Raw genomic sequence first — 12,581 nt, 5'->3', positions numbered from 1 at the left:
TGGAAGGTGGCAGCGTAATGGACATCTCTGGAAATTTTGTGTACGACGATAACTACTGGAAACGGTGGGTATCGGCTATTGAGGGGAATACAATTACTCTCGTTGCTGCGACAGGTGAAGTAGCTATCCAGCCAAACACTTGGGCATTAGTACATGTCCGCTATGGAGCAGCTACGGAAGCAGGTCTTTACGATTTCGTATACATCACAGCCGTAGAGGATGACACGAAGTTGACATTGATTCGTGCTCCAGTCTCTGTGCAGAATGGGCACATTTTGAATGCCACCTCCGTATCCATTCATGCATGTATTAGCGACAAGCAGGTTAATATCACCCAGGGTAGTATTGTAACAAGTAATAATCTTGTCGGCGGGTCTGCCGGAGGAATTATCCCCATTATTTGCGAAGAACTCAACCTTGACGGCGTTATCAACGTAACGGGAAAAGGTTATCGGGGGGGAGCGGCAGCTACTGCTTTATCTCAGGTCGGTATGCGTGGCGAGTATTACGCAGGAGGATGGAACTCCCGAAGCACAGCACAGCAAGGTAATGGTGGCGGTGGAGGTAGGAACAACTTCAATGACGGATACATCGTAGGTACACCTGGAGGTGGTGGCGCGAATGCTACCGCTGGTGGTGCGGGAACCACTGGTGGTGCAGGTGGTACAGCTTACCCAAGCCTGAGCGCTTACCGTGCTCCTTTTGGTGGAGGGGGCGGTGCAGGTGGATCTGACAATGGTCGTACCAGTTCCGGTAAAGGGGGGAACGGTGGTGGTGTCATTGTTATCCTTACTAAGCAACTGAATGTGGGAGCCGATGGTAAACTCGTCGCCAACGGAGAGAACGGTATCACAGCATTGAGTGAATCAGGGGCAGGTGCTGGAGGTGCCGGCGGGACTATAGTTGTTATCAAGGAGAGCGGAGACACCCCGTCAATGGAAGTCACTGGTGGAGTCAGAGCGTCGAACATCGGATACCCAGGGAAAAATTATTACTCTGGTGCAGGTGGATCTGGGAAGAGTTATGTTGTTCGGCTACGTGATGTTGCAGGAATCACAGGGAGCAGTCTTTACATTGACGGCTTGACCATCTCTCCTACGACTATTAGCGGGGAGGACATCACGATCACCGGAGATATTCCAGATAACTCCCCAATTCGGCACAAGGTCCTTCTTAACAGTGTCGATGTAGACTGGTCGGCATACCGTAATCCTTCAACTTTAAATGAGACCATCTTCTACGATTCTGAGAAGTACCAGCTTGGCAATGGAAACTTCGTAGAGGTATTCGCAGAGTCGGCGGATGGGCGATCAGGTTACTTGTTCTCCCCGATCAATGTAATCAACGATCTTCCTGCTATTGAGATCCATGAACAAGGTCTCAATGTCAGAGTCATCATTAATGACCGTGATAAGGTAAAGTACCGAGTGTTAGTGAATGGAGTACAGGAGTACCCGTATATGGGGGCTGTTCCGCAGGACATTATCATAGATAACGATAGTGCAGAAGGTTTTTCTTTAGTAAATTCTTGGACTAAAACCTCAGAGGGGGCGGTGGGTCAATCACCTTTCAGTGGCGCATCCTTCCATTACGCTGCCAAAGACACCGGAGCTAGTGCGACATATGTTCCTGAGATTCCAGTGTTCGGCCAGTACAAAGTGTACATGATGTGGCCTAGTCACTATAACCGTGCTACGAATACTCCTATTGACATTAGTTTTGTGGGCGGTAAGGAGACATTGGTCGTCAACCAGCAGGTAAACGGGGGGCTGTGGAACCTAATAGGCACTTACATATTTGACGTAGGAACTGTGGGAAGCGTAAAGATTCGTTCAGATGGCGCTAATGGCTACGTTATCGCTGATGCGATCAGGTTCGAGTATGTCCCTCCGTTTGCAGACATGGGGGAGACTCCAATCGTATGGGAGAAGCAGTACCTGAGCACTCAGGTAAACATTGACGCGGATAATGTTGTAGAGGTAACAGCCATCGACTCCTACGGTGATCAAAGTGTCAAATCGTTTACATTTGTGGGCAAGTATGCGGGACTCATATTTTCGGATGTCAATGGAGAGTACTACTCCGATGACTTTGGTAATGTGCTTAGGTACTTGGAGGTAGGTGTCCTCATTGTTGGTCAGGTTTCGCAGACATACCCTATACTGCTTACTAACAAGACATCTAATGCACTAACGAATGTACTTCTGACACCGAACAATAAAACTCTGCCAGAGGGGGTGAATCTGGAGATAAGCAAGATAGAAGATCCCTTCACTCCACAGGATTCACTCTTCTACACTGAGATGCTGAACTACGATGAAGCTGTTCCGTTCTTTGCTCGAATCGTAACGGCTCATACAGCACGAACTGGATACGGTGAGTTCGACATCTTAGTTAAGGGTGATCCGGCATGATAATTTTGATTCCAATACAATGGAATGGTCGTGGTATCTATGGCAAGGAATAGAATGAAGGGTAAGGTCATCCTTAATGTACGTAAAAATGATGATCTTGCTTCAAGCGTATTCCCACGAATATACAATGAGTTGCTCTCCAGCGTATTAGTCCGAACTCATAATAAAATGACTGGACAGGTACTCGTTATCGGGAATACAGATAACGACATGCCTTCAATAGTACAACCTCGACTCTACAATGACTTGTTATCCTCTGTGAAGGTTAGACCACACAGCAAGATGTCAGGTCTCGTGGAAATTGTGGAACCCCCTGCAATTACGGTAAGGTTGTCACCGATTGAGGACACATACGCAAGGCAGGACATGCCAAAGCTGAACTATGGATACGATCACGATACGTTCGTGGGCGCGAAATCTAACGGCCAGCTATATCGTACGTTCATGAGGTACGACATTAGTTCGATTCCGAAGGATAAGAAGATCAAGAGTGTGACGTTGAAACTGCACCTTCTCAACTCGCTACCTGCCATTCCGATAGCCATATATGACGTGGCTAGAGGGGAAAAGTGGAACGAGTACGGACTGACATGGGATAACCAACCAGCAGTAGGGGATCTCATTAAGACTTATGACGGAGGAACATATGCAGGCCAGACGGATGTTGACCTCCTGTCCTATGTGACCGAATGGTATGAAGGCAAGCGTCAGCATAATGGTTTCTCATTACGAGCACTTAGCGAAGCAATGGCTGGACGTTTCAAGCAGTATGGAACCCGTGAGAGCGACCTAACACCAGTACTGGAAATTACATACTTCGATCCAACGGTGTACAGTTACAACCGGAGTGATCTGCGAAGCAGTGTATACGTTGTTGGATTAAGTGACTATGACCTCGTGTCCTCTGTAGTCGTTGCAGGATATGTAGGGGAATACTGTCTCGACGGTAGCGTAACCGTTAGAGATCCGAAGACTCCAGTTAGGTATGAGATACCTTCATCGGTGGGCGTCAAAAGGGACTACCTTCCGTCGTCAGTATTCGTCATGGAGGTGGGGGAGAAGGAGATTGATGCTTCCGTATCCGTTCGTTTAGGAGACGGAGATGATCTCGTTTCATCCGTCATTGTAAATAGACGTTATATTGATGGTGAAGTATACGTTAAGCCTCGTGAGGATATGGACTCTACTGTAGTCGTCAAAGGGAAGATGGAGGATGACTCATACGGGTCAGTCATCGTCAATGCCCCTAATCGAGAAGGTAGTGTTTACGTAAGGCCATACAGCGACCTGAGTACCAATTTAACGATCCGTTCGGAAGATTACGATGAATTGTATGGCTCAGTCATTGTAAGCGTCCCTGAGCGTGAAGGATCGGTCTACGTAAGGTCGTACACTGACTTGGATGGTAGTGTTACCCCACGAATTATGGGCGATGACTGGTTGTCTTCAAGCGTCTTCGTAATTTCAGAGATCATTAACTCGTTAGTCATTGTTAGGCAGTCCGATGTGTCTGACATGCTTTCATTCGTTTGCCCTCGTGTACCAGACAAAACGGATTTGAATGGTAGTGTTATCTCAAAGGTTCCGAAAGACAGTGACCTTCCCTCATCCGTGGCAATCCGAAATGACCAATTCTATGACTTAGATGGGTCGGTAATTCCATGTATTTTGACTGCATCGGATATCCCATCCAACGTAGAAGTTGAAATCGCGTCTAACTTGCCATCCAGCGTAACCGTTCGTGCATGGCTGGATTCGGATATCCCTTCTTCCGTTGGGGTCAGGTACGGCGGAGAACACGAGATCAAAAGTTCCGTCTCCGTTAGGGCATTAGGCTACCGTGATATAGACTGCTCAGTGACTGTTAGAGTTCAGACAGACACAGACATCCGCGGGTCAGTACAGGTACGTGGAGAACAACTAAACGACCTGCTTTCCATCATCAAACCAAGGGTTGCAGAAGCCGAAGATCTCCCTTGTACTGTAGATGTGTCAGGTGATGTAGGGTATGCCTTTATTATGTAACACAAAGAGCCTATCTTTTATCGGATAGGCTCTTTGTATCTATTTATAGAAGTGAGATATGATATTAGTTAATGTGAAATTGACGGGGGACAGGCTGAAAGGGGAACTTTTTTTGCCAAAGCTTAATGCGTCTCTTCATCCAGAAACGGTTTGTTCACCGCATAATACATAAAGCCCATCAGCAGCACACCGCCCACCAGATTACCCAAGGTCACGGGAACCAGGTTGTGAATCACACCTTCGAATGAGATTGTCCCCGGATGGTTCAGCACAAGCGCAATCGCGAACGTACACATATTGGCGATGCTGTGCTCATATCCCGAGATGAAGAAGCAGAACACAAAGAGCATCATGGCGAACATTTTGGCTCCATTCTCCTTCATGAACATCGGCACAAAAAACGCCATGCACACAAGCCAGTTACACAGAATTCCCCGGAAAAAGAGCTGCATGGTTGGAACTTCCATCTTGTGCTCCACCACACTTAACAGAAATCCATTCACCTGAGACGAGTCGAACAATCCCGTCAGGTAGATTAACAGGGCAAACACGGCTGCACCCATCAGGTTACCGCTATAACTTGCAATCCACAGCTTGACCACTTCGAACCAACGCAGCTTCTTGCGCAGCGCCGCATACGTGTAATAAAACGTATTGCCCGTGAACAGGTCACCCCCGCCATAGGCGATCAGGATGATAGCCGCGCCAAACGTAATTGCTGCCATAGGATAGGTGAATGGGGACTGCTCCATATAAAAGAAGTTACCTGTCTTAAACGCCACGATGACGCCGAATCCGATAAACATACTGGCCAGCATGGAGCGTGCAAGGTACCTGATTAAGCTTTGTTTGTAAATCTTGTGTTTCTTCAGAGCGAGTTGTTCCACATTGCGTAGAGCTTCCGTTTCCATAATTATCCTCCAATAGCTGAGTTGAATGATTGCATTAACTTACAAATCTCACCAAGTTCCTTTTATTATAACGATTTTTGAGATAGTAACACGCTTTTTCAGAAAAAGAATATATTTAATCAGTTTAAGTTATTTTGGATGAACACATATAATATGGGTTTATATTTTTTGTGATTTTTGAATATTTATTTGCACATTTTTCTCTTGTTGAAAACCAAAAATTTATATAGAACAATGTATACCCATGTTAAGCGAAATCAGTGTGGATTCATTCTGTATAAGCTCCTTTGATCTGGAATTTTTTCTAGTTATTTTGTTCAGAAATTGTTCAGAGAATCTTGATAAGCTATGTGCCGAAAACGAGTTTTATTGGGAGGAACAAATATGAATCAGGATTGGAAGAAAGTGTTGCTGACTTCACTTGTAGTAGGCATGTTGTGGGGAACTCAGATTGTCAACGCAGCAGAGCAAACTGGAGAATCAACAGACTCCATATCGTCGGTATTTACAGATCAGACCGATATCCGCTCGACCTCTCTTCAGGCCGTAAAGGAAGCAGTAGAGAAAGGATTAATTTCGGGTTATCCAGATGGATCATTTCACCCAGACCAGCCTTTGACTCGAAGAGAAATGGCCGTGTTACTCGCTAAAGCATCACAATTAGAGCTTGATAAGACTTCCAACACTGGACTTAAACATTCAGATTGGGCGACTCCTTATATTGAAGCAATTCGTCAAGAGGGATGGATGACTGGAGATGCAACAGGCAATTTCCGTGCTAACGATCCGATTCGTCGGGAAGAGCTTGCTTCCATTTTGGTAAGAGTGACAGGAACACAAAGAGCAAAAGGAGGACAACAACAGACGCTTGCAGATGAATCCACGGTGAGTGGCTGGGCTAAAGAACAAGTACATACTGCGTTGAAATTGGGGCTATTGAATTCAAATGAGGGGAAATTTGAATCCAGAGCTCTCGTACAACGACAAGATATAGCGAAGGTTCTCGTAGATGTTTTCCAGACGGGTGAACGAACAGCTTCTTTGACTGCATTGGACGGAGATGTTGCCTATATGGATGGACGTCCTTTTGTGATCAGTCAGGAATTGCAAAGAATTTTGAATGACGAGAACAAAGAAGCATTGCAAAGCGCAGTAATTACTTATGATGCACGTACACGTAACCTGTCTGCCTTATCAGAAATCCAGATTACCCAAGCAGGCACACTTCAAAATTACGTGACATTGAATTTGGTCGGTACCTCCTATCAAGGTGTAGTTTCAGTCTCTTCAAATCACGTTGCTCTGAAAGCTGATACTTTATCGAAGGTTGTATTAAGACCAGGCGTAAGTGCTATAACGATTGATGGTGATATCGATGCGGTAACTGTAGATACGACTGACAAGGTCACTGTTCTTGGAAGTGGGACGTGGAAGGAAGTTGTGTTGAAAAACGTGAAATCCATTATTCAATTACCGGCAAGTGTGAAAACGAATACAGTTATTCTTCCAAAGGGCGGCGTAACCTCACAGATCATTCGCAGTGCACCGCCACTGACCACACCATCCAGCAATACAGGGACAAGCAACTCCAATTCTGGCTCAGGATCTTCAACACCAGCTCCTACGCCGACACCAACTCCAGAACCTGAGCCGCCGGTTATTGTACCTCCGTCTCCCGAGAATCAACCGCCTGTTGTTCAGACTAGCATTTCTGACATGATGGTATATCTCGGAGACGGCATGCAAGAGATTGATCTCGGTGCTGTATTTACTGATGCGGATGAGGATGAGCTGAGCTATGAGATTACGGAGATCGATTCTAACATCGCTACAGCGGATATTCAGGGGTCAAAATTGAAAATTATGTCCACTGCTATAGGCCAAACAACGGTTACGGTGAAAGCTGCAGATGGAAAAGGAGGAAGTGTATCGGCTTCATTCATTTATGTGGTCAAACCGGTTTTAATTCCACCACCATTTCCACCTTTACCGCCATTTCCGCCAATCATCATTCCACAACCACCAATCAACCATGCTCCTGAAGTGGTAAAAACACTGCCAACTGTTGGAGTTGAACTGGGTACCGTGAGTAAGGCGGTTGATTTGACTAATGTGTTCACAGATATGGATGGCGACATTCTAACGTATACAGCAGAATCTTCTGATCCAGCTGTGGTAGAAGTGAGTGTCCAAGGAAATATATTGACTTTAGATCTCAAGAACGTTATTGGTTCCGCAACCGTTACCGTTAAGGCTACTGATCCTGCTGGTAAAGATGTTGAGACGACATTTACGGTTAAGGTGGAAGACCCGGATGCAGGAAAGGGCCTGTTTATTTCCGAGGTAGTCTGGGGAGAAGACACTACTCAAGCGATCGAACTGTATAATCCAACGTCCAAACCAATTGAACTCAGTCAGTTTGAAATTAAACGTAGTGATATAGATGATCCGATTACGTTTGCTTCTGGAACTATCATTGCACCTTATAAAACGATGGTCATTGCCGATGACTCTACAGATTTCCCGATTAATGAGGACGAGATTTATTATATGTCCTTTAATTTTGATATTGATCAACCCCAAGACATCACTTTGATACTCTATCAGATTAGCGATGGAGAACCTATGGATACAGCCATCTTGAAGCCTGCGCAATCTTTAACAAGAACGTCAGGTAATGTTCATGGTGATGCAGATTATGACGGGGCACGGTGGATCCAACAAGGAGAGAACTATTACAACGGTCTGGGCAACTACACATCCTCACCTTCCATTCCTTAATTTTTGAAATATACCAGATCATGAAGGAGAACCTCTGTGCCAAAAATAAGAAAGACTGTGCAGCTCGCTTTGATTGCGTTGCTTCTTTCCAACACTGTACCCGTATCTGCAGAACATGATAAGTCAGAGGCACAGGCTATGTCTGTGTCTGGCATATCCTCAGCTCATCATAACAATAGTAAGTTAAACGATGTTATGAATAGGGCCGTATCCATGGGATTCATCAAGGGAGATCCAGATGGAAACGTTCGTGCAGCTGATCCAATCACCCGTCAGGAACTGGCAGTTGTTCTTGCTCAAGCTCTGGGTCTCACACTGGACAAGTCAGTCTCAACATCTTTTACGGATGTGAAATCTACTAGCTGGTCAGCGCCTTCCATTCAGGCGGTCAAGAAGGCGGGAATTTTGCAAGGAGATGCAACAGGGCGTTTCCGTCCACAGGCCCAGATCACTGGACAGGAACTGGTAACAGTTCTGGTAAGAGTCACGGCTTTGGCTAAACAAGAAGTTCAGGGGGATCCCCTTCCTTCAGAATGGAAAGGAGCGAGTACGTGGGCTGCTCCATATATTCGAACTGCTGAGGAGGCTGAACTTCTAAGCGAATATCAGGGAGAGAATAAAGTTAAACAAGGGCTTGTTCGGGGCGAAGCCATAGGCATGCTGCTGTCGGCCATGTTCCCGGAAACCCGCTTGTCTGTCATTCAGTCCATTGAAGGAAAGCAGATTCAGATCAACGGTGTTGTCTATCAGATCTCTGAACAAGTGGCAGGCCTTCTTAATAATCGGAATAAGGCTGTACTGGCTCAGGCTGGAATACATTTTAAGAGTCGAAATCATACGCTCACCGAAATTAACGGGTTGGAAATTAGAACGGGTGGTCAAGAGGCGGCCCCAGGAAAAGCTGAATTTAGCGGCAATCTGCTATTGGATGGCGGAGACGCTGTAATTCATGGGGATCTAACCACGAAAGCAGATTTTGTTTCAGTGGAAGGACTTACAGTCAAGGGCAAGCTGACGATTGCCCCCGAAGTGAAACATGATTTTTATGCCAAAAATATCAATGTGGCACAGTCTGTCTTCGTTTATGGTGGCGATAGTAATACGGTTGTATTTGAAAATTCCAGTCTCAATACTGTGGGTGTAGATAAAAGCGATGTACATGTTGCACTAACAGGGAATACCCGTACTCAAGAAGTTAACGTTAGATCAGACAGTATGATTGATATCGAGAAAACTGCTAATCTCCCGTTATTAAATATTCTCGAAGGTGCAAGCAAAGTGGAGCTACAAGGAGCCGTTGAGACGGTCCATGTGAATACATCCAAGTCTCTGCAACTTAACGGCAACGTCACTTTACAGCAACTCCATGTGGATGGGACAGGCGCTGTCAACATTAATGCAGCAGGCACCATTCAGCAGCTTCAAGTGAATAACCCTTCCACGCAGATTAATGTGGCGGGGAATATGAAAGTCTCAGATATTTCCTTGGCTGCCGGAGTCTCGTCTTCAGTTGTGAGTGGAAATACAGGAACAGCATCTTCCAATACGGTATCTCCTTCGTCAGGGGGAGCGAGTGGGGGGAGTGGAGGCGAAACATCTCCTGTTGTTGCTAATCGTGCTCCTGAACTACTGAAACCATTTGAAAGTCGCAAGTATACACAGAATGGACAGGGAGCAACGTTAAACCTAAACAACTATGTGACTGATCCGGATGGTGACTTGGTAACTTATACGGTCAGTTCATCCAAATCTGCCGTTGCAAAGGTTATCCTTAATGGATCGCAATTAGATATTGTTCCCTTGGGGGATGGCACGGCTACCATAACGGTGACTTCCAATGATGGTCGTGGTAAAAGGCTGAGATCCACATTCGAAGTCTACGTGAATAGACCTCCTATTGCATCGCCAATTCCTGATCAGGAATTGATAGCTGAGTCAGGTAGCAAGGATGTGGATCTCATGGTCTATGTTATGGATGATGAGAAATATGAATCGGAATTGCTATACAGTGTAACGAACAGTGCTCCGGAAATCGTGGGCACAGAAATCATGAAATCGAACTATGCTGAATCTGTATTAAGGTTAACGCCTAAAAAGGCGGGGGAAGTTGTTCTTAAAATTAAGGTGGATGATGGGCAAATTGCAGATGATGGCAGTACGGGAATTACTGAACTCGACATGAAAGTTGTTGTTCTGCCACCACTCAATCGTGCGCCTGTCGGCGAAGCTCCAGCGAAAATAGAGGTATACCTGGGGGATGAGATCCCTGTAGTGAAATTGAACGAGGTATATACTGATCCAGATGGCGATCCTTTGACGTATACAGCGACTTCATCCAATCCAGACGGGGTAACAGTAGAGGAGAATGCGGGTGAATTGAAGTTAACATCACTTCAAAATGGGACGTACACGATATCTTACACAGTGAATGACGGCAACGGAGGAATTACTGAGGATTTCTTTGACATCGATATTCTACTAGTGCCAAATCATAATCCGGTAGGAAACTCACCAGGTTGGGTTGAAGCATACTTGGGTTTCCTGACAGATCCTATCCCCTCGGTGGACTTAAATGATTATTATACAGATCCGGACGGTGACCCACTCACATTCAGTGCATACTCCTCTAATCCTGATTTAATTGTTGAGGAGGAAGCGGGTGTACTGAGCTTTACTGCTCTAGAATTTGGAGAATACATCATTTATTATTCAGTAGAGGATGGAAAAGGTGGTTCCATTTCAACCGCATTTCAGATAAGGGTTAATCCTAAGCCTAATGCTTCTCCGGTGCTTACTCAGAATCTACCTGCTCAAACGTTGTTTGTAGGCAAGGAAGATGCGGTCATTAATCTCTCGGAATATTTTAATGATCCCGATGGAGATACATTAGAGTTCCATACACCACTTGATTTCAATAATCTTCTGATCGCAGCGGTGGATATTCAAGAAAACAAGCTGATTATTCATCCAAGACAGGTTGGTAAATTTCAAGCTAATATCAAAGCAAAAGATATGTATGGAAAAGAAGCGACAGCCTATATTGATATTGAAGTTCTTGAATCTGGAAATATCAGTTCAATTCCGGATCAAACGGTAACATGGCCTTGGTCTGCTCTGAATCTTGACTTGACATCGTACCTGATGAATTTTGATACAGCCACGTTAACGGTGGATGCTTCCTCCGCAGATACCCATATTGCGACAGTCTCTGCCAATGGTTCACAGATAGCTGTTGCTCCAGTTGCTGAAGGAAATACGACAGTGACGTTAACGGTATATGATCAGAAAGGGCGTAGCGAACAAGCGTCCTTTGGCGTGACGATACAAGGCGAGCCTGCTGGCCCTAACTTGGCCCCTGAGGTAGTAAGTAGTATTTACGAACAAGTTTTGACACCAAATGTAACGAATGAGCGCACGTTTGACCTGAGTCAACTATTCAGTGACCCCGATGGAGATGCGTTGCAATTCACGATAAGCAATAGCTCAAATGAAGCGGTGAATGCAAGCATTAATGGTAACCAGATCATACTAAAACCGGGGACTGGAAATGTAATTGCTCCTCTAACCATAACAGCAAAGGATGGAAAAGGTGGACAGGTAGATTACACCTTCAACGTTCGCACTGCTTCTCTGGTTAACGGTGGGGTCATGCAGATCAACACGAAGTCCGGTGTAATAGATCCTCTGACTCTTACAGCGTCCAATTGGTTTCCTGGACAGACGAGTTTTAAAGTATATAGCGGTACGCCAGATTCGACGTTTACAGGACCGAATACGATTAATTCTTCCCAGATCCCTTTGAGTGTATCTCCATTATTATTCTGGATCATAGGGAATGACGGTAGGGCCGTGGTCGTTCAGGTGAACTCGAAAAATCAGGGCACGTCAGAGTTGTTCTTCTCTCAGTATGCAGATGCGGGAGATGGACGGAGTGTTGTCCAACTTTATTACACAGGTGATGGAGATCCGTCGCATAAAGCAACCGGATATCAATTGGAAGTTCATCAGTGGATGAAAAAGACATCCACAATGAAAGTTACAACCAAAAACATATTAGATGTTACTTCAGGATTACCTTATTTAAACATCAATTATACTTTTTACGACTTTTTCGATATAACGCCAGCTTGGTACTACAATGATGAGTTGGAATTGTATAACCCGAATGAGTATAATGTCGTTGCTTTGGTCCTCAAAAAGGATGGACGAATTGTAGATGTCCTAGGTGATCCAACTTCACATGATCAATTTATGCCTGCTGGCGGGACGTTTATCCGAAAACGCGGGATATATACGGGTTCACAACAGTTCTCATTAACCGGTGAATGGAATGAGTTCCCTAAAGGAACTCTACAGTACGTGGACAAACATACACCGTAGATTTTGGGTAAAAACCAAGAAATGAAGTTCGCTAAGTAGTGCGTTTCAAAATAATGAAATAAAGAATCCT

5 protein-coding genes are annotated in these 12,581 nt (G+C 45.2%); 4 read left to right on the top strand and 1 reads right to left on the bottom strand.

The window, feature by feature from the left end:
* Positions 1–17: 17 nt before the first annotated feature.
* Together PAHA3_RS25765 and PAHA3_RS25760 are read left to right on the top strand one after the other, a co-directional pair.
* A complete protein-coding gene (locus PAHA3_RS25765) occupies positions 18–2,414 on the top strand; it encodes a golvesin C-terminal-like domain-containing protein (RefSeq protein ID WP_062837514.1) in 2,397 nt (798 codons plus the stop codon).
* Between the two features lie 54 nt (positions 2,415–2,468).
* Positions 2,469–4,439, top strand: a complete 1,971-nt coding sequence (locus tag PAHA3_RS25760) for a DNRLRE domain-containing protein (protein WP_167350951.1) — start codon at positions 2,469–2,471, stop codon at positions 4,437–4,439.
* A gap of 122 nt (positions 4,440–4,561) precedes the next feature.
* Here PAHA3_RS25760 and PAHA3_RS25755 read toward each other — a convergent pair whose 3' ends face one another.
* Positions 4,562–5,350 carry a formate/nitrite transporter family protein gene (locus tag PAHA3_RS25755; RefSeq protein WP_062837512.1) on the bottom strand — a complete coding sequence of 263 codons (789 nt, stop codon included), beginning with the start codon at positions 5,348–5,350 and terminating at the stop codon, positions 4,562–4,564.
* Between the two features lie 384 nt (positions 5,351–5,734).
* Here PAHA3_RS25755 and PAHA3_RS25750 point away from each other — a divergent pair, with 384 nt between their 5' ends.
* Positions 5,735–8,131, top strand: a complete 2,397-nt coding sequence (locus tag PAHA3_RS25750; protein ID WP_062837511.1) for an S-layer homology domain-containing protein — start codon at positions 5,735–5,737, stop codon at positions 8,129–8,131.
* 36 nt (positions 8,132–8,167) lie between these two features.
* Positions 8,168–12,511, top strand: a complete 4,344-nt coding sequence (locus PAHA3_RS25745; RefSeq protein ID WP_062837510.1) for an Ig-like domain-containing protein — start codon at positions 8,168–8,170, stop codon at positions 12,509–12,511.
* Positions 12,512–12,581 lie beyond the last annotated feature (70 nt).

The organism is Paenibacillus amylolyticus (assembly GCF_001570725.1).
Taxonomy (GTDB): domain Bacteria; phylum Bacillota; class Bacilli; order Paenibacillales; family Paenibacillaceae; genus Paenibacillus; species Paenibacillus amylolyticus_A.
The sequence above is the reverse complement of the archived record's forward strand: the minus strand, read 5'-3'. Positions and strand labels throughout refer to the sequence as shown.